Source organism: Halomonas sp. G15, from assembly GCF_021282295.1.
GTDB classification, from domain to species: Bacteria; Pseudomonadota; Gammaproteobacteria; order Pseudomonadales; family Halomonadaceae; genus Halomonas; species Halomonas alimentaria.
Window position 1 is genome coordinate 19,139 of record NZ_JAJSPA010000008.1, and the last position, 18,140, is coordinate 37,278.

Consider the following 18,140-nt stretch of genomic DNA (forward strand, 5'->3'; position numbering starts at 1 on the left):
TGACAAAGGTAAAATTGCGAATTGGAGCTATCGCTATCCATTGATACAACTCTCTTTTTACCACCAGCTTAACTCTGGTGCCATCAAGGGATCGCCCAGTTCGCCCCGCCTTCATGCGTCAACGGCCGGGTGTCCAGTGCCAGCAATGGCGCAAGCGCCGCCCAGGCATCGTCCACGGCTTCGGAACCGAACAGGTAAGCATTGACTATCATTCCATCCAGCATTATCTGCACGAGGCGAGCCAGGTGCGCATCTGGCTTGCCGCACTGTTCCGCCAAAATTTCCTCGATCAGTCCCCTTACTTCATTTTTGTGCCAACGCGAGAGCAACAGCAAGGAGGCCGGCTCCCGGGCGTGCTCTTCGGTCGCTCTGAGAAACATGCATCCGTGGAACTGCTCGGAGGCGAACCAGCGGGCATGCCAGTCAAAGACGGCACGTAGTCTTTCCTGAATTGTTTCCCGATCCTCCACGGCAGCCTTAAGGGACGCCATGAAGCGCTCATGCCGCTGTTCCAACACCACCTCCACCAGCGCTTCCTTGCTGGCGAAGTGGTTATAGAGCGTCATCTTCGAGACGCCGGCCTCGTCTCGGATTCGATCCACGCCGACTGCCTGATAGCCAAATCGGCTCTTCGACGCCGGGTGTGGAATTCGGGCCACCAGCTCTGTGACACCACTCGACGGAACACTACCTGGCAAATGATCCGAGCAGCCGAACCATACACGTACCTGTAGCTCCCCCACCTAGAGGTACCTGAGCTCCCTATTTTACTAGCGTGTATAGCATGAATAGCATTCTCTAGGTCCTCCTAAGCCCTGAACCGGTATCAACGCCGCCGCCGGCATCACCTGGGCCAGCGCCATGATCAGCAGCAGCCCGCCGCCGACTCCCACCGCTGCGGTGAAGGCCGAGGTGAACACCGAGATCAGGATCAGCAGCAGGTTGATGCCGGCGGAAAGCGGCGAAAGAAGGTCGAGCAGCGTCATCGGGGCTCCCGGCGGGGGTGAATGGCGAAGGGAATGACGCCATAGGGTAGCGAGAGGCCAGCGAGAAATCTCCCCGAGCCTCCTGGTGACAGTGCCAGTCCAGGCCGGCTCCATGAATGACGCATTAAGCCAAACTAATGTCGCTTTGGGTCAATTCTTCCGAGCCAAGGCTGGCCACACTAGGCGGGACAACTCCTCCGCCACAGAGGCAAGACATGAACCGCAACGTGATCCTGACCTGCGCCGTCACCGGCGCCGGCGACACCACCGCCAAGAACCCCAATGTCCCCGTGACCCCGAAGCAGATCGCTGACGACTGCATCGCGGCCGCCAAGGCAGGCGCCAGCGTGGCGCATATCCACGTCCGCGACCCCGAGACCGGCGGCGTCAGCCACTCTGTCGAGCACTTCCGTGAGGTGATGCAGCGGGTGCGCGAGGCGGACGTCGACATCGTCATGAACATCACTGCCGGCGGCGGCGGCGACTGGATCCCCGACGCAGAGGATCCCACCCACGGCGGTCCGGGCAGCGACATCCAGACCCCGCGCCAGCGCCACGAGCCGGTGGGCGAGCTGCTGCCGGAACTCTGCACCCTGGACTGCGGCAGCCTCAACTTCGGCGACATGGTCTACGTGAACCCGGCCGACTGGCTGCGCGAGCACGCCCGCCTGGTGCAGGCCGCCGGCGTCAAGCCGGAGCTCGAGTGCTTCGACCTGGGCCACGTCTGGTTCGCCCGCCAGCTGCAGCAGGAGGGCCTGATCGACGGCGACCCGCTCTACCAGCTCTGCCTGGGCATCCCCTGGGGGGCCGAGGCGGACCCCGAGACCCTGCTGGCGATGCGCAACAAGCTGCCGGAAAACGCCCACTGGGCGGCCTTCGGCATCGGCCGCCAGCAGATGCCCATGGTCGCACAGGCGGTGCTACTGGGCGGCCATGCCCGAGTCGGCCTGGAGGACAACCTCTACCTGAAGAAGGGGGTGCTCGCCACCAACGCCCAACTGGTGGAGCACGCTGTCGGCCTGATCGAGAACCTCGGCTCGCGGGTGATGACGCCGACCGAGACCCGCGCCCAGCTCGGGCTGCGCGACCCGAACACCGGCCATATTGTCGAGAAAGCGATCGAGAACGCCGCAGGGGGTGCAGCATGAGCCAGCAGCTCTCCGTGATCGGCACCGGGGTGATCGGCAACGGCTGGATCGCCCGCGCCCTGGCGCGCGGCTGGGACGTAGTGGCCTTCGACCCGGCCCCCGAAGCCCCGGCGCGTACCCGCGCCTTCGTCGACAATGCCTGGGCCTCGCTCGAGCGCCTGGGCCTGGCCGAGGGCGCTAGCCCCGCACGGCTGACCTTCGTGGATAGCCTCGAGCAGGCGGTGGTCGGCGCCGACCTGATCCAGGAGAACGTGCCGGAGCGCCTGCCCCTCAAGCAGGAGATCCTCGCTGCCATCGATGCCGCGGCGGCACCTGAAGCCATTATTGGCTCGTCGACGTCCGGCTTTAAGCCCAGCGACCTGCAGCAGAATTGCGCCAAGGCACCCGGCCGGGTGATCGTCGCCCACCCCTTCAACCCGGTCTACCTGCTGCCGCTGGTGGAGCTGGTCGGCAGCGCGGCCACCGAGCCCGCGCAGGTCGAGCGTGCCCAGTCGCTCTACCAGGCACTGGGCATGCGCCCGCTGGTGGTGCGCCGCGAGATCGAGGGGCATATCGCCGACCGCCTGATGGAGGCGCTGTGGCGCGAAGCGCTGCACCTGGTCAACGACGGCGTGGCCACCACCGAGGAGATCGACGCCGCCGTGGTCTACGGCTGCGGACTGCGCTGGTCGCTGATGGGCACCTTCCTCACCTTCCACCTGGCCGGTGGCGAGCAGGGCATGCGTCATATGCTCGAGCAGTTCGGCCCGGCGCTGAAGCTGCCCTGGACGAAGCTCGAGGCCCCCGAGCTTACCGACACCCTGATCGACCGGGTCGTCGAGGGCTGCGAGCACCAGGCCGCCGGCCGCCCGGTCGCCGAGCTCGACCGCCGCCGCGATGACTTCCTGGTGGAGCTGCTCGACCTGGTACAGAAGTACTGGCCCGAGGCTGAGGGCCTGGAGGGGCGCATCTGATGGTGATCCTGGAGAGCCGCGTCGCCCCCGAGTGGGTCGACTACAACGGCCACATGAACGACGCCGAATACGCCCGGGTCTTCTCCCTGGGCGTGGAGGCGCTGATGGACCGTATCGGGCTGGATGCCGACGGCCGCGACCGGCACGGGGTTACGATCTACACCCTGGAGACCCACCTCTGCTATCGCCGCGAGGCCCACGAGGAGCAGCCGCTGCGCGTCGCCCTGACCCTGCTGGATCGTGACGCCAAGCGGCTGCACGTCTTCTTCGAGCTTCTCGATGAGGAAGGCAACCTGCTCGCCACCAGCGAGCAGATGCTGATGGGCATGAGCCAGGAGAGCGGCCGCCCCGCACCCTTCCCCGCCGAGATCGAGGCCGTCATCGCCACGCTGCCCCACGCCGCACGGGACGCCTGGCCGACACTCGCCGGGCGCACCATCGGGCTGGCGCCGCGCCGCTAAGCCGACCGTGTCTCACGCGACATCGCCGAGAGCGCCCGGCGTGCGTTCTCGGCGACACCATCATCTCGTTTTCTTCCTGGAGGAAGGCGCCTATCGAAGCCAGCCGAGCTTCACTCCGTCACGAACCTTTAGAGCCGCTTATGAACAAGAACCTCACGACCTCCGTGGCGACCGTCGTCATGGTCATCGCACTGATCGCCTTCGCCGCCCTGGCGCCCGGCCCTTTCGAGTCGTTGTTGACTACCATCCAGACCCGGGTGATAGGCGAGTTCGGCTTCATCTTCACCTATCCGGCTTTCTTCGCCTCACTGCTGTTTGTTGGCATCGCCTTGACACCGCTGGGCCGGCTGCGCTTCGGCGAAGAGTCCCCCGAGTTCTCCACTCTCGCCTGGCTCGGCATGCTGTTCGCCACCGGCATGGGCATCGGCCTGGTTACCTGGGGCGTCCTGGAGCCTCGCTACCACGTGGAAGCCGGCCTGAGCAGGGATCAGGCGCTGCTTTACGCCTTCAATCACTGGGGGCTGCTGGCCTGGGCAGGCTATCTCGCCATCGGCGTGATCTTCGCCCATGCCATGTACAACATGCGGCTCGACAAGCCGGCCGAATCCCTGCTTGGCGGCGGCTTCCTTAGCAAGCTCAACCTGGTCAGCCTGGTGGTCTCAACCGTGATCGGCCTCTCGCTGACCTTCTCCTATGCCGCCGACCCGCTGCAGAAGAGTGCCGCGCAGTTCCTGGGCATCGAGGTCGGCTCGACCACGATCATCGTGGCACTCTCGCTGTTCGCCATCGCCTCCAGCGCCTCGGGGCTCAAGCGCGGCATCAAGTGGCTGAGCAACTACAACGCGCTCCTCGCCTTGGCCCTGATGGCGAGTATCTTCGTGCTGACCGCACCGCTGGAGATTCTCGCCACCTTCGCCCGGCTGATGCCGGACTATGTGCTGCAGTACCCGGCGATGGCCCTGGAGGTCGGCTACAACGACCCCGAGAAAAAGGCCTGGCTGGCCGATTGGCTGTACGCCTTCGAAGCCGCCTGGTACGGCTGGTTCATATTCACCGGAGTGTTCATCGCGCGTATCTCCAAAGGCCGCACGCTGCGCCAGCTGGTGCTCGGCGTGATGCTGGTGCCGAGCCTGTTCTCCTGCTTGTGGTTCACCACCTTCGGAATTGGCGGATTGAACACCGGCGCCGAGGACGTCTTCGCCCTGATGGCCTTTGTGGATGAGCACGGCTTCCTATCGGCGATCCTTGCGCTGAACATTCTGCTGTTCTTCGTCACCAGTGCCGACTCCGCGGGCCTGGTCTGTGAGATGCTCACCGTCCAGCGCTCGCGGGCCTTCTGGATCGTCACCATGGCTGCTCTGGCGGTAGTCATCAACTGGCTGGACGGCGACATCTTCAAGGTCATTCTCTCGCTCATCTCGGTGGCGGCCATTCCGGTTGCCTTCGGCATCTTCGCCCTGGTATCGGCCTTCCTGATACGTTTGAGGCAATACCGCTCGCAGCCATCAACTACTGACTGCGTCGCTATAAACCCACTGGCTTGCCACCACAAGGGCGAATTCCGAACGACAAGGAGGCTCCCGTGAGCGTTGACTTGCCCACGACGCCCGACGATGACGTCTGGCCAATCGGCGACTTCATCGCCCGCTTCGAGGCCGGGCTGGCCAGCATGGACGGCCTCGACTGGCCCGAGGCTCGCGAGCGCTATGATGCGTTATGCAGGACGTTCGCCCCACCCGATCCGTCGGGCATGCATGTCATCGACGAGCGATGCAGCGGCGTTGACGTCCGCCGCTTCGTGTCTGCGGAGGCTCGCTCAGGCAGGGTGCTGTTTGTTCACGGCGGCGGCTTTACCATCGGCTCGGTGCGCAGCCATCACGGCGTCGCTGCCAGCCTCGCCGCGCGCCTGGGTCGCGAGGTGATCAGCGTCGACTACCGCCTGGCCCCCGAGGCGTGCTATGCCGAGATGCTGGCCGACTGCCTTGCCGTGGCCGACGCCTGCGAACCGCTCGCCCTGGTGGGGGACAGTGCCGGTGGTCGGCTGGTACTGGATCTGGCCGTCAAGTTACCCACAGAGGTGCCACTAGGATTGATCTATCCGCCTGTGGATGGAATCGATGGGTCGACTCTGGGCGCATCGGCGCCCTTGCTCTCACGGGAAGAGGTGCTGGGCATCGCCGATTACTGTCCCGAGGCACTCCCCCCCGACACGCAGGCCGAGCCACCCGCGCGACAGATGGAGGTTGTGGCGGTAGCGCATGACCCGCTCACCCGTCCGCTGGAGGCCGCCGTAGCACGTTGGCGGCATGACGGTGCCAGCATCGGCTATCGCTGTGCCGACGTCATGGTTCACGGTGCCCTGCACGCCCATGCGCGACTTCCCGAAATGCACAACGCCTGGCAGGCGTTCTGCCAGGCGCTGAAGGGGCGGCTCGGGGAGTAACGCCGTCGAGCTTACTGGTAGAGGGCGCATACCGCCTCGATGGCGGGCGAGCGTCTCGACAAAGCGCGACTTATTCCTGTCGCAGGCAGACCTTTCTTGCCGACCCAGACCACGCTCCCCTCAACACTCGATCCCGCTGACGGCGAGGCCACCCTTAGAAGTCTCCTTGTACTTCTCCTGCATGTCGGCGCCGGTGTCGCGCATGGTGCGGATCACCTTGTCCAGCGAGATGAAGTGCTGGCCATCGCCGCGCAGGGCCATCTGGGCGGCATTGATCGCCTTCACCGAGGCGATGGCGTTGCGCTCGATGCACGGCACCTGGACGAGGCCGCCTACCGGGTCGCAGGTCAGGCCCAGGTTGTGCTCCAGGCCGATCTCGGCGGCGTTCTCCACCTGATCGATACTGCCGCCCATCACCTCGGTGAGACCGGCGGCGGCCATGGCACAGGCCGAGCCCACCTCGCCCTGGCAGCCCACCTCGGCGCCGGAGATGGAGGCGTTCTTCTTGCACAGGATGCCCACGGCGCCGGCGGCGAGCAGGAAGTCCACCACGTCGCGCTCGCTGGCGCCCTTGCGGAAGTGCATGTAGTAGTGCAGTACCGCCGGGATGATGCCGGCCGCGCCATTGGTGGGGGCGGTGACCATGCGCCCGCCGGCGGCGTTCTCCTCGTTGACCGCCAGGGCGTAGAGGTTGACCCAGTCCATGGCCGACATGGTGGTGGCGATCAGCGAGTCGTCGTCGCTGCTGTCCAGCAGGCGCTGATGCAGCGAGCGGGCGCGACGGCGGACATTGAGCCCGCCGGGCAGCACCCCCTCGGCCTCGAGCCCCTTCTCCACACAAGCCTTCATGGCCTGCCAGATCTCGCAAAGCCCGGTGCGGATCTCTTCCTCGCTGCGCCACGCCTTCTCGTTCGCCAGCATCAGCTCGCTGATCCGCAGCCCGCTCTCGCGACACATGCGCAGCATCTCGTCGCCGGTCTGGAAGTCGTAGGGGATCTCGGTATGGTCGGTGTCCAGCACCCCCTCGGCAGACTGTGCCTCGTCGATCACGAAGCCGCCACCCACCGAGTAGTAGGTGTTGCGATAGAGCTCGCCGGTGTCACCATGGGCAATCAGTCGCATGGCGTTGGGGTGGCGCGGCAGGCTCTCCTCGAGCAGGCGCATATCCCGCGCCCAGACGAAGGGCACGCGGTGGCGGCCGGCCAGACGCAACGTGTCCGAAGTCTTGAGCTCGTCGATGCGCGGGGCGATGACATCGGGATCGATGCGATCGGGACGCTCGCCCATCAGCCCCATGATCACCGCGTGGTCGGTACCGTGGCCGATGCCGGTGGCGGAAAGCGAGCCGTAGAGCTCGACCTCGAGACGCGCGACGTGCTCGGTCAGCTCCCTGGCCTCGAGCTCGGCGACGAAGTTGCAGGCGGCCTGCATCGGACCCACGGTGTGGGAACTGGACGGCCCGACGCCGACCTTGAACAGATCGAAGACGCTGATTGGCATGATGCTATGACCTTGTTGTTGGATTCATCGAGAGGCGCCTGACGGTGCCTATCGATCGAAGACCACGGTGCGTTTGGCGTGCAGGAAGACACGGCGCTCCACGTGCAGGGCCACCGCTCGGGCCAGGGTGAGGCACTCGACGTCACGCCCCTTGGCCACCAGGTCCTCCGGGTAGTCGGCGTGGCTCACCGGCTCCACGCCCTGGGTGATGATCGGCCCCTCGTCCAGGTCATCGTTGATGTAGTGGGCAGTGGCGCCAACCAGCTTGACGCCCTTCTCGTAGGCCTGGTGGTAGGGCCTGGCACCCTTGAAGCCGGGCAGCAGGGAGTGGTGGATATTGATGGCGCGGCCGCTGAGCTTCTCGCACATGTCGCTGGAGAGCACCTGCATGTAGCGGGCCAGGATCACCAGCTCGGCGCCGCTCTCCTGAACCACCTGCCACACCTGCGCCTCCTGCTCGGGCTTGGTCTCGGGGGTGATCGGAAAGTGGTGATAGGGAATGCCGTGCCACTCCGCCAGGTCGGCCAGGTCCGGGTGGTTGGAGACGATGGCGCGTATCTCGATGGGCAGCTGGCCGATGCGATAGCGGTAAAGCAGGTCATTCAGGCAGTGATCCGCCTTGGAGACCATGATCACCACCGGCATGCGCGTGCCGGGGGCGGTGAGTTCGAAGCTCATCTCGAACTCGGCGGCGCGGGCGGCGAACTCGGCCTGGAAGGCCTCGGCGTCGAAGCCTTCAGCCTCCGGCTTGAACTCCGTGCGGATAAAGAAGCGCCCGCTCAGCCGGTCGTCGAAGGAGTGCTGCTCGGTGATGTAGCAGCGGCTCTCCTTGAGGAAACGGGTAACCACGTCCACGGTGCCCAGCCGGCTCGGGCACTGGGCCGCCAGGATCCAGCGATTGTTGTTGTCTTTCATCTCATCTCTCCCGAAAGGGGCCGGCAGATGCCGGCCCTCTCTCTTCTAACAAGCAACAGCTGTTACTCTTCCACGCCGATGGCGTACTCGGCACCGGCATCCAGGATCCAGCGATAGACGTAGTCGGCGAAGCTTCTGCGCAGTACCAGCTCCCAGCGCTCCTCGGTCGGCCGACGCAGGATCAGGTTGGCCTTGGCGAACACCGTGGTCACTCCCTTGCCCACCGGGAAGGCCTCCGGGTGAACGTCATAGGGTGTCGACTTCATCAGGAGCTCCCGTGCCTTCTCGCCCGAGAGCTCGACCAGGGTCTGGCCGCCACTGACATCGACGATGGCATAGTGGGCATCGCCCAGGGCGTCGCGCAGCCGCTGCTCGATGTCGAGCTCCTCGCCACCGGGCACGATCACCAGCCACTCATCCGGCGACAGCCACTGAACGCTGCGCTCGCCGCTGGCATCCAGCGCCAGCCCCAGGGGCTGGCCGGGTAGGCTGATGCCCAGCACCTTGCGCACGGCCTCATCGAGAACGATGGCTCCACCGCGCAGGATCAGATGACCCAGGAAGGCCTGCTCCTTGAGCAGGACCCGGCTGCCGGATGTCGCGGCGGGCACACTGCCCGTGTCGAACGCCACGGACAGCGGTGACTCCATGGGAATCGAGGCGTCCGGATGGGTGTTGAAGGTCGCAACCTTGCCGTAAGTGATATCAGACATGCTGACGCTCTCCCTTGGGATCGATGAATACGGGGCTGACGACCTCGACCTCATGGGCCTGACCGCCCGGCATCGGCACATAGAGCTTCTCGCCCATGCGGTCGCGGCCGCCCTTGATCACTGCCAGGGCAAAGCCGCTCTCCAGGTTCGGGCTGTAATAGCTCGAGGTCACGTGACCCAGCATGTCCATGGGGATGGGCTGGTCCTTGTCGACGACGATATGGGCGCCCTCTTCCAGCACCACCTTCGGGTCGACGGGCTTGAGCCCCACGAACTGCTTGCGGTCCTTGCGCGCCGTATCCGGACGCGTCAGGGCGCGCTTGCCGATCCAGGAGAACGGCTTGTCGTAGCCGATCGCCCAGAACATGCCCAGGTCCTCGGGGGTCACCGAGCCGTCGGTATCCTGACCGGCGATGATCAGCCCCTTCTCGGCACGCAGCACGTGCATGGTCTCGGTGCCGTAGGGCGTCAGGTCATACTTCTTGCCGTGCTCGAACAGGGTCTTCCAGACGTGCATGGCGTAGTTGGCCTGGACGTTGATCTCGTAGGCCAGCTCCCCGGTGAAGGAGATGCGGAACACCCGCGCCGGGACATCGGCCACCTTGCCGTTGCGCCAGTCCATAAACTTGAACTGCTCCTTGTCGAGATCGATATCGGTGATCTCGGACAGCAGCTTGCGCGCATCCGGGCCGGTCACGGTCATGGTCGCCCAGTGATCGGTGACCGAGGTGAAGTACACCTGCAGCTCCGGCCACTCGGTCTGGTGCCACAGCTCCAGCCACTCCATCACGCCGGCGGCGCCGCCGGTGGTGGTGGTCATCAGGAAGTGGTTCTCGCCCAGGCAGCTGGTGGTGCCGTCGTCCATCAGCATGCCGTCGTCCTTGCACATCAGGCCGTAACGCACCCGGCCCGGCGCCAGCTTGGCCCACTTGTTGGTGTAGACACGACCGAGGAACTCCCGGGCGTCCGGTCCCTGGATATCGATCTTGCCCAGGGTGGAGGCATCGAGGATGCCGACGCCGGTACGCACCGCCAGGCTCTCGCGGGCCACCGCCTCGTCCATGGTCTCCAGCTTGCCGTTGACCTTGCGCGGGAAGTACCAGGGACGCTTCCACTGGCCGACATCCTCGAACTCGGCGCCGTTCTCGACATGCCACTGGTGCAGCGCGGTGTAGCGCTCAGGGTCGAACAGCTCGCGGCAATGGCGACCGACGATGGCGCCGAAGGTGACCGGCGTATAGTTGGGCCGGAACACCGTGGTGCCCACCTCGGGAATCGACTTGCCGAGACAGCGCGCGGCGATGGCCATGCCGTTGATGTTGCCGAGCTTGCCCTGGTCGGTGCCGAAGCCCATGGCGGTGTAGCGCTTGACGTGCTCGATGGACTCGAAGCCCTCGCGAGTGGCCAGTTCGATGGCCGCCGCGGTGACGTCGTTCTGCATGTCGACGAACTGCTTGGGCGCACGCAGGGTCGGCTTCTCGTGGGGCACCTGATAGAGGGCACAGGCCTGGCCTTCGCGGATGGCATCGGCCCGGGGCGGCTCGATGGCACTGGCGGACTTGCCCAGCGCGGCAAGGGCCTCGCTCGCCTTGGCCGCTCCATCGGCCAGGCCTCCGGCCAGGTCATGCACGCCACGCGCGCTGCCGGCGGCGTGCACCCCCTTCACCAGGCTGGGCACGAAACCGAGGATCTCATCGTCCCAGGTGGGTCGTGCACCGGTGTGAGAGGCCAGGTGGATCACCGGGCTGTAGCCGCCGGAGCTGGCGATGGTGTCGCACTCCAGGAGCTCGGCCTGACCGGTGACCTTGAAGGCCGCGGCATCGATGGTCGCCACACGGGCGCCGCTGACGCGCTTGTCGCCCTTGGCCTCGAGCACCGCCGCGCCTTCGATGATGCGAATGCCGCGGGCGCGAGCCTGCTCGACCAGCTCGCCATCCGGGTTGCGGCGCGCATCGACGATGGCCACCACCTCGCGGCCGGCCTCATCCCAGTCCAGGGCGGCGCGGTAGGCGTGGTCGTTGCTGACCGAGAGCACCAGCTTGTTGCCCGGCACCACCCCGTAGCGGCGGATATAGGTGGAGACCGCACCGGCCACCAGATTGCCCGGCACATCATTGTTGCCATAGACCAACGGACGCTCATGGGCGCCGGTGGCGAGCAGCACCTGGCCGGCACGCACGCGGTGCATGCGCGAGCGAGTAGGACGGACGCCGTCGATGGTAGGCGCCGTTTCGCCGAGGTGCTCGGTGCGCCGCTCATGCAGGGTCACGAAGTGATGGTCATGGTAGCCATTGGCGGTGGTGCGCGGCAGCAGGGTGACATTGTCGTTCTCGGCCAGCTCGCTGATCACCTGCTCGGCCCACTGGGCGGCGGGGCGGTCGTCGAGCAGCTCGCGGCTGTCGAGCAGCGAGCCCCCCATCTCCTCCTGCTCATCGCACAGGATCACTCGGGCACCCGCCCGGGCGGCTGTCAGCGCGGCGGCCAGACCCGTGGGGCCGGCGCCGACTACCAACAGGTCGCAATGCTGGTTGAGGTGGTCGTAGCTGTCGGGATCGTTTTCCATCGGGCTGCGACCCAGACCCGCTCCCTTGCGGATGTACTTCTCGTAGGTCATCCACATGGAGGCCGGAGCCATGAAGGTCTTGTAGTAGAAACCCGGCGGCATGAAGCGCCCGCCCAGCTTGCCGACCAGGCTCATGACATCACGCTGCACGTTGGGCCAGCCGTTGGTGCTCTGCGCCGTGAGGCCCTCGAACAGCGCCTGCTGGGTGGCACGCACGTTGGGCACCTGGGCCGCCTCGGTGCTGCCCAGCTGGACCAGCGCATTGGGCTCCTCGGCGCCGGCGGCGACGATGCCCCGGGGCCGCGAGTACTTGAAGCTGCGGTTGACGAGATCCACCCCGTTGGCCAGCAGTGCCGAGGCCAGGGTGTCACCGGCATGGCCCTGATAGCGCTTGCCGTTGAAGGTGAAGCTCAGGGTGCGGGCGCGATCGATGCGTCCACCCTGGCGAAGACGATTAACCTGACTCATGCCTTGACTCCTTCCTGACCTGCGACCACTCCCGCCTCGTCGGCGACGTTCACGGCAGCCCCCTGCTCGGCGGACTTGCCCTCGGGGTGCTCGGCGCTGAAGCGAGGCTGCTCACCCATTCGGTAGGTCTCGAGGATCTCGTAGCTCGCCGAATTGCGTGTAATGTTGAAGAACTTGCGGCAGCCGATCGCGTGCACCCACAGCTCATGGTGGATACCCCGCGGGTTGTCACGGAAGAACAGGTAAGCCCCCCACTGCTCATCGGTGCAGGACTCGGGGTCCTCGGGACGGGCGATATGCGCCTGGCCCTTGGGGTGGAACTCCTCTTCATCGCGGTATTCGTCGCAATAAGGGCAATGGATATAGAACATCGTATTTCTCCTTAGTGCGCGACGCCGGCGGCGCCATGTTCATCGATCAGGGCGCCGGTGTTGAAGCGGTCGATGGAGAACGGCGCAGCGATGGGGTGCATCTCGCCCTTGGCGAGGCTCGCCGCGAACACATGCCCGGAGCCGGGTGTCGCCTTGAAGCCACCGGTGCCCCAGCCGCAGTTGAAGAACAGCCCCTTGACCTTGGTCTTGGAGAGGATCGGACAGGCATCCGCACAGGTGTCGACGATGCCGCCCCACTGACGGTTCATGCGCACCCGCGAGAAGATCGGGAACATCTCGACGATGGCCTGCAGGGTGTGCTCCACGGTGGAGTAGCTGCCGCGCTGGCCGTAGCCCAGGTAACCGTCGATACCGGCGCCGATGACCAGGTCACCCTTGTCGGTCTGGCTGATATAGCCATGCACGTGGTTGGACATCACCACGGTATCGAGCACCGGCTTGAGCGGCTCGGAGACCAGCGCCTGCAACGGATGCGACTCCAGCGGTAGCGTGAGGCCAGCCATCTTGGCCACCACGCCGGAGTTGCCCGCCGTGACACAGCCGATGGTCTTGGATTCGATATCGCCGCGATTGGTATGCACGCCATACACCTGGCCATCGCGAATCTTGAAGCCGGTGACCTCGGTATTCTGCAGGATATCCACCCCCAGGGCGTCCGCCGCCCGGGCGTAGCCCCAGGCCACCGCATCGTGGCGCGCGACGCCGGCACTCTTCTGCCAGGAGGCCCCAAGGATCGGATAGCGGGCACGCTTGGAGGTGTCGATGACCGGCACGATCTCCTTGATCTGGTCGGGGTAGATCACCTCACTGTCGACACCGTTCAGCCGGTTGGCATGCACTCGACGCTGGATGTCACGCATGTCCTGCAGGGTGTGCCCCAGGTTCATAACGCCACGCTGGGAGAACATCACGTTGTAGTTGAGGTCCTGGGACAGCCCCTTCCACAGATCCAGCGAGTGGTCATAGAGACGTGCCGCCTCGTCCCACAGATAGTTGGAGCGCACGATGGTGGTGTTGCGCGCGGTATTGCCGCCCCCCAGCCAGCCCTTCTCCAGCACTGCCACGTTGGTGATGCCGTGGTTCTTGGCCAGATAGTAGGCGGTGGCCAGGCCGTGGCCGCCGCCGCCGACGACGATCACGTCGTACTGCTTCTTGGGCGTGGGGTTGCGCCACTGGCGCTGCCAGTTCTCGTGGTGGCTGAGCGCATGTTTCGCCAGCCCGAAGCCTGAATAGCGTTGCATCTTGTTCCTCCTCGGCCGGCCCCGCCTGGCGGGGCCGATCCTTTGCGGGTTCAGGCGGTAGCGGTTTCGCGTACCGCAGCCGGGGCGGCATCGCCGTAGACCGGATGGCGCTCGCAGAGGGCGGCGACCTTCTCGCGCACCTCGGCCTCTACGGCGTCGGTGTTGCCCTGCTCGGCCAGCACATCAAGGATGTCGCAGATCCAGCCCGCCAGGTCGCCGCACTCGCTCTCGTCGAAGCCGCGGGTGGTGACCGCCGGGGTGCCGATACGCAACCCAGAGGTGACGAAGGGGCTCTGCGGGTCGTTGGGCACGGCGTTCTTGTTGACGGTGATATGGGCGCGGCCGAGTGCTGCATCTGCGTCCTTGCCGGTGACTCCCTGCTTGATCAGCGAGACCAGGAAGAGATGGTCGTCGGTGCCGCCGGAGACGACGTCATAGCCACGCTCCAGGAAGACATCGGCCATGGCGCGGGCGTTGTCGATGACACACCGCTGGTACTGCACGAACTCCTGGCTCATGGCCTCCTTGAAGGCCACCGCCTTGGCGGCGATGACATGCATCAGCGGGCCGCCCTGCTGACCGGGGAAGACCGCGCCGTTGAGCTTCTTGTAGAGATCGGCATCGCCGGTGGCGGAGAGGATCAGGCCGCCGCGCGGGCCACGCAGGGTCTTGTGGGTGGTGGTGGTGACCACATGGGCGTGGGGCAGCGGGCTCGGGTAGTGGCCGGCGGCGACCAGGCCTGCCACGTGGGCCATGTCGACCATCAGCCAGGCGCCTACCTCGTCGGCGATGGTGCGGAAACGACGCCAGTCGACGACGCGGGCATAGGCGGAGAAGCCGGCGATGATCATCTTCGGCTTGTGGCTCTTCGCCAGACGCTCGACCTCGGCGTAGTCGATCTCGCCGGTCTCCGGGTTCAGGCCGTACTGCACGGCGTGGTAGTGCTTGCCGGAGAAGTTCGGCGCCGCCCCATGGGTCAGGTGGCCACCGTGGGCCAGGCTCATGCCCAGCACGGTATCGCCGGGCTTGACCAGGGCCATGAAGGCCGCGGCGTTGGCCTGGGCGCCGGAGTGGGGCTGGACGTTGGCGTAGTCGGCACCGAACAGGTCGCAGGCGCGGTCGATGGCCAGTTGCTCCACCACGTCGACGTGTTCGCAGCCGCCGTAGTAGCGCTTGCCCGGGTAGCCTTCGGCATACTTGTTGGTGAGCTGGGTGCCCTGAGCCTCCATCACCGCACGGCTGGCGTAGTTCTCGGAGGCGATCAGCTCGACGTGGGCCTCCTGGCGGGCCACCTCGTCGGCGATGGCGGCGGCGACCTGGGAATCGTAGCTGGTGAGAGAGGCGTGATTCATGAGTTTCTCCTGTTGTTGTCGCTCATTGTTCGTTTTTCAAAACCCCATGACCGGAATCTATCGGTACGCCTGTCATGGGGAAAATTTGAAATCCCAATGTCCGGATAAGGCGCTCAGTTGACCCGGTAAATGTCCGCGTTGAAGCGCTCGCTCTGCTTGCCCCAGGAGTCGAACTCCATGACCTCTTCCCCTTGCTCGGCCCAGGACTGCTTTTCCTTGTCACTCGCCAGGGGCGAGAACCATCCGGTCCATCCATAGAGGATGCCGATCAGGGGGGAGAGCCAGCAGGCGAAGGCCAGGGGGATGTAGAGAAGGTCAACAGGGTTTCCGCTATAGACACCGAGCCCCAGCGAGGTGATGACCACGGCGCCGCCGGCATTCCACGGCACCAGCGGGGAGACCAGAGTGCCGCCCTCCTCGGTGGCACGGGACAGGTTGAGCATCGAGTAGCCCATGCCACGATAGGCCGGCCCGAACATGCGCCCCGTCAACGCGATGGAGAGGTAGGGGTCACCGGCGACCACGTTGGTCACCATGGAACTGCCGATCGCCGAGGTCTGCAGGCCACCGAAGCTCCTGATGCGCTTGACGACCGCATCGAGGATCGCCCGCATGGACCCCGTGCTTTCCAGGACGCCACCGAAGGAGAGGGCGATCAGCAGCAGGGTAATTACCCAGGTCATGGACTGGATGCCGCCGCGATTGAGCAGCCCGTCGATCTCTGCCACCCCTGTCGCGATCTCGTAACCGGAGAAGGCGTAGGCGAAGAGGTGCTTCACCTCGGCCCCCTGGAAGCCCATGGCCGCCAGGCCACCCAGGATGACGCCGGCAAACAGCACCGGAATCGCCGGCAAGCGCATCACGGCCATGCCGATGACCAGCACGACCGGCAGCACCGTCCACCAGGAGAGCATGAAGTGTTCGGACAAGCCGTTGTTGATGGAAGCGATCCGGGCGAGGGAAGCCGACTCGTCGCCCACCAGGTTGAAGCCGGCCAGCAGGTAGATCACCAGGGCGATCAGCATGGCGGGCAGGGTGGTGGGGGCCAGGTTGCGAATGTGATCGAAGAGATTCACGCCGGTGACCGCTGGCGCCAGATTGGTGGTATCCGACAGCGGGGAGACCTTGTCGCCGAAGAAGGCGCCCGAGACCACGGCGCCGGCTGTCCAGTAGACTGGGATGTCGAACCCGGCGCCGATCCCCATCAGGGCCAGGCCCACCGTGCCGACGGTGCCCCAGGAGGTGCCGAGTGACACGGACACGACGGCACACAGCAGGGCCGCCGCCGCCAGGAAGAACTGGGGGCTGATCAGTTCGAGGCCGAAGTAGATCAGCGAGGGTACCGTGCCGCTGGCGATCCACACGCCGGTCAGCATGCCGACCAGGATCAGGATACCGATGGCCGGCAGGCCAACGCTGACCACATGCAGCATGCCCTCCTCCATGTCCTTCCAGGAGGTGCCGTTCAAGCGCCCGACCAGGGCGGCAAACCCGATGCCCAGTACCAGAGGGACGTGCGGGGTAAAGGTATCAAACACGAACAGCTGGATACCCAGCACGATAAAAGTCAAAAGAATGGGCAGCAGGGCCCATTGCAGCCCGATGCGGGGCTTGGTTGTGTCCATCATCTCGCCTTCTCCGGATGGTTATTCTTGTCGGCGGCTCGCAGCAGGCATCACGACGGCCGCCACCGCTAGCCATTAATAGCCAATGGAGGCGAGATATAATTGAACGTATGCGACATGATCCAAGAACGAAGTCACCGAAACGGCATCGAATCGGTGCTTCAAGGAGCCGAATCACCCTTTAGTCGTACAGATATGGCGGGCATCAGGCGTCGCTGATATGCAGGAAGAAGGGGTCGACCGGATCGCTTCCCGGCGAAGCGGCTCGCTTGCGCATTTCCGACGGCGTGGCACCGAAGGTGCTGCGGAAGTGGCGCGAGAAGTGGGCAGTATCGGCGAAACCGCAGCGTTCGCCGATCTCGGTGATGCTCTTGCCGGTGTAGTGAAGCAGCCAGAGGCCATAGCGCAGGCGCAGCTCCCTGGCGAACTTCTGGGGACCGACGCCCAGGGTCGCTCGGAAGCGGCGCTCCAGGTGGCGACGCGAAGTGCCGACCCGCTCGGCCAGCACCTCCATTGGTATCGCCTCCCCCAGGTGTTGCTCGAGCACGGTGATGGCACGCCGCACCAGGCGGTCCTCGATCTTGCCGAACACCACCGGCTGGGGCTGTGGGTGGGTTCCCGCCCGCGCCTCATCGAGGAGCATGATGTTGAGGCTCTTCATGGCCCAGGCCTTGCCGAGGTGGCGCTCGACCAGGTACGCCGCCAGGTCGGCCGCTGCCGCGCCGCCGGCACAGGTGAGGCGATCCCCATCATCGATGAACAGCCGATCGGCCACCGGCTCGATGGCCGGGAAACGCTGGGCCATGTCGCGATGGTGGTACCAGCTAACGCAGCAGCGCCTCCCCTTCATCACCCCGGCCTGGATCAGGGCGAACACGCCGGTACACAGCCCCACCAGCGTCACCCCGGCCTCGGTTGCCTGGCGCAGGTAGGCCAGGGCCGCGGTGTCACGCGGATCACCCTCGTGCTGGACGCCTCCGACGACCACCAGATAGTCGAACTCGGCGGGATCCCGGAACCGCTCGCAGGGAGAGATGGCGGCACCGCTGCTGGAGAGCACCGACTCGCCGGCGCTGCTCATGAAGGTCCAGTGGCAGCGCACCTGGCGGCTACGATCCCCCTCATCGGCCGCCAGGCGCAGGCAGTCGACGAAGGCGGCGAATGGCATCAACGTGAAGCGATGCAGCAGGACGAAGCCGACCGAGAGGGGTTCGTCCTCCAAGTGTGTGCTCATTAACTTTGTCCGGATCTGGGTGGCGAAACAAGCCGCCAGGATGATCAAGGCCCAGGCTCCACTCTACCCCGCCAGGTCCTGAGGCAACCATCCAGTCGGCCCGTCCCGCATCTACACCTACACCACAAACAGCGGCGCCCGCAGAC

At 65.4% G+C, this 18,140-nt stretch carries 16 protein-coding genes; 5 read left to right on the forward strand and 11 right to left on the reverse strand.

Features of this window, described 5'->3' with window-relative positions; all coding sequences use genetic code 11:
• Positions 1-83: 83 nt before the first annotated feature.
• Together LWH48_RS05780 and LWH48_RS05785 are read right to left on the reverse strand one after the other, a co-directional pair.
• Positions 84-743: a TetR/AcrR family transcriptional regulator gene (locus LWH48_RS05780; protein ID WP_442908298.1), complete on the reverse strand. Its 660-nt coding sequence runs from the start codon at positions 741-743 to the stop codon at positions 84-86.
• A gap of 27 nt (positions 744-770) precedes the next feature.
• Complete coding sequence (locus LWH48_RS05785; RefSeq protein ID WP_232911811.1) at positions 771-986, reverse strand: hypothetical protein; 216 nt, start codon at positions 984-986, stop codon at positions 771-773.
• Between the two features lie 215 nt (positions 987-1,201).
• Between LWH48_RS05785 and LWH48_RS05790 the strand changes: the two genes are divergently transcribed.
• The 5 genes from LWH48_RS05790 to LWH48_RS05810 all read left to right on the forward strand — a co-directional run bounded on the left by LWH48_RS05790 (position 1,202) and on the right by LWH48_RS05810 (position 5,991).
• A complete protein-coding gene (locus tag LWH48_RS05790) occupies positions 1,202-2,134 on the forward strand; it encodes a 3-keto-5-aminohexanoate cleavage protein (RefSeq protein ID WP_232911812.1) in 933 nt (310 codons plus the stop codon).
• Complete coding sequence (locus LWH48_RS05795) at positions 2,131-3,087, forward strand: L-carnitine dehydrogenase (protein WP_232911813.1); 957 nt, start codon at positions 2,131-2,133, stop codon at positions 3,085-3,087. The genes LWH48_RS05790 and LWH48_RS05795 overlap by 4 nt, the downstream gene beginning before the upstream one ends.
• Positions 3,087-3,548 carry a thioesterase family protein gene (locus tag LWH48_RS05800; protein ID WP_232911814.1) on the forward strand — a complete coding sequence of 154 codons (462 nt, stop codon included), beginning with the start codon at positions 3,087-3,089 and terminating at the stop codon, positions 3,546-3,548. Before LWH48_RS05795 ends, LWH48_RS05800 begins: the two co-directional genes overlap by 1 nt.
• A 140-nt stretch (positions 3,549-3,688) precedes the next feature.
• Positions 3,689-5,134 (forward strand): BCCT family transporter, encoded by a 1,446-nt coding sequence (locus tag LWH48_RS05805; RefSeq protein WP_232911815.1) that lies wholly within the window; start codon positions 3,689-3,691, stop codon positions 5,132-5,134.
• Positions 5,131-5,991, forward strand: a complete 861-nt coding sequence (locus LWH48_RS05810; protein WP_232911816.1) for an alpha/beta hydrolase — start codon at positions 5,131-5,133, stop codon at positions 5,989-5,991. The genes LWH48_RS05805 and LWH48_RS05810 overlap by 4 nt, the downstream gene beginning before the upstream one ends.
• A 120-nt stretch (positions 5,992-6,111) precedes the next feature.
• On the opposite strand, the gene LWH48_RS05815 is transcribed toward LWH48_RS05810, so the two are convergent.
• From LWH48_RS05815 to LWH48_RS05855, 9 genes are all read right to left on the reverse strand, one after another.
• Positions 6,112-7,491: an L-serine ammonia-lyase gene (locus tag LWH48_RS05815; RefSeq protein ID WP_232911817.1), complete on the reverse strand. Its 1,380-nt coding sequence runs from the start codon at positions 7,489-7,491 to the stop codon at positions 6,112-6,114.
• Positions 7,492-7,539: 48 nt separating this feature from the next.
• On the reverse strand, positions 7,540-8,406 hold the full coding sequence (purU, locus tag LWH48_RS05820) for a formyltetrahydrofolate deformylase (RefSeq protein WP_161431651.1): 867 nt from the start codon (positions 8,404-8,406) through the stop codon (positions 7,540-7,542).
• A gap of 62 nt (positions 8,407-8,468) precedes the next feature.
• On the reverse strand, positions 8,469-9,119 hold the full coding sequence (locus LWH48_RS05825; protein ID WP_232911818.1) for a sarcosine oxidase subunit gamma: 651 nt from the start codon (positions 9,117-9,119) through the stop codon (positions 8,469-8,471).
• Positions 9,112-12,150 carry a sarcosine oxidase subunit alpha family protein gene (locus tag LWH48_RS05830; protein WP_232911819.1) on the reverse strand — a complete coding sequence of 1,013 codons (3,039 nt, stop codon included), beginning with the start codon at positions 12,148-12,150 and terminating at the stop codon, positions 9,112-9,114. Before LWH48_RS05830 ends, LWH48_RS05825 begins: the two co-directional genes overlap by 8 nt.
• Entirely contained in the window at positions 12,147-12,521 is a 375-nt protein-coding gene (locus LWH48_RS05835) for a sarcosine oxidase subunit delta (protein WP_161431654.1), read from the reverse strand. The genes LWH48_RS05830 and LWH48_RS05835 overlap by 4 nt, the downstream gene beginning before the upstream one ends.
• A gap of 11 nt (positions 12,522-12,532) precedes the next feature.
• A complete protein-coding gene (locus LWH48_RS05840) occupies positions 12,533-13,783 on the reverse strand; it encodes a sarcosine oxidase subunit beta family protein (RefSeq protein WP_232911820.1) in 1,251 nt (416 codons plus the stop codon).
• A gap of 50 nt (positions 13,784-13,833) precedes the next feature.
• The gene (glyA, locus tag LWH48_RS05845; protein WP_232911821.1) at positions 13,834-15,135 is read right to left on the reverse strand and encodes a serine hydroxymethyltransferase; all 1,302 of its coding nucleotides are present in this window, start codon (positions 15,133-15,135) and stop codon (positions 13,834-13,836) included.
• A gap of 113 nt (positions 15,136-15,248) precedes the next feature.
• Positions 15,249-16,763 (reverse strand): Na+/H+ antiporter NhaC, encoded by a 1,515-nt coding sequence (gene nhaC, locus LWH48_RS05850; RefSeq protein WP_232911822.1) that lies wholly within the window; start codon positions 16,761-16,763, stop codon positions 15,249-15,251.
• 202 nt (positions 16,764-16,965) lie between these two features.
• Complete coding sequence (locus LWH48_RS05855) at positions 16,966-17,994, reverse strand: GlxA family transcriptional regulator (RefSeq protein WP_232911823.1); 1,029 nt, start codon at positions 17,992-17,994, stop codon at positions 16,966-16,968.
• Positions 17,995-18,140: the final 146 nt, after the last annotated feature.

Bases quoted from the DNA above. Each gene is read 5' to 3' on its own strand.
- LWH48_RS05840 (WP_232911820.1), bottom strand. From the start codon at position 13,783: ATGCAACGCTATTCAGGCTTCGGGCTGGCGAAACATGCGCTCAGCCAC.
- LWH48_RS05785 (WP_232911811.1), bottom strand. From the start codon at position 986: ATGACGCTGCTCGACCTTCTTTCGCCGCTTTCCGCCGGCATCAACCTG.
- LWH48_RS05825 (WP_232911818.1), bottom strand. From the start codon at position 9,119: ATGTCTGATATCACTTACGGCAAGGTTGCGACCTTCAACACCCATCCG.
- purU (WP_161431651.1), bottom strand. From the start codon at position 8,406: ATGAAAGACAACAACAATCGCTGGATCCTGGCGGCCCAGTGCCCGAGC.
- nhaC (WP_232911822.1), bottom strand. From the start codon at position 16,763: ATGATGGACACAACCAAGCCCCGCATCGGGCTGCAATGGGCCCTGCTG.
- LWH48_RS05805 (WP_232911815.1), top strand. From the start codon at position 3,689: ATGAACAAGAACCTCACGACCTCCGTGGCGACCGTCGTCATGGTCATC.
- LWH48_RS05790 (WP_232911812.1), top strand. From the start codon at position 1,202: ATGAACCGCAACGTGATCCTGACCTGCGCCGTCACCGGCGCCGGCGAC.
- LWH48_RS05800 (WP_232911814.1), top strand. From the start codon at position 3,087: ATGGTGATCCTGGAGAGCCGCGTCGCCCCCGAGTGGGTCGACTACAAC.
- LWH48_RS05830 (WP_232911819.1), bottom strand. From the start codon at position 12,150: ATGAGTCAGGTTAATCGTCTTCGCCAGGGTGGACGCATCGATCGCGCC.
- LWH48_RS05855 (WP_232911823.1), bottom strand. From the start codon at position 17,994: ATGAGCACACACTTGGAGGACGAACCCCTCTCGGTCGGCTTCGTCCTG.
- LWH48_RS05835 (WP_161431654.1), bottom strand. From the start codon at position 12,521: ATGTTCTATATCCATTGCCCTTATTGCGACGAATACCGCGATGAAGAG.
- LWH48_RS05795 (WP_232911813.1), top strand. From the start codon at position 2,131: ATGAGCCAGCAGCTCTCCGTGATCGGCACCGGGGTGATCGGCAACGGC.
- LWH48_RS05815 (WP_232911817.1), bottom strand. From the start codon at position 7,491: ATGCCAATCAGCGTCTTCGATCTGTTCAAGGTCGGCGTCGGGCCGTCC.
- glyA (WP_232911821.1), bottom strand. From the start codon at position 15,135: ATGAATCACGCCTCTCTCACCAGCTACGATTCCCAGGTCGCCGCCGCC.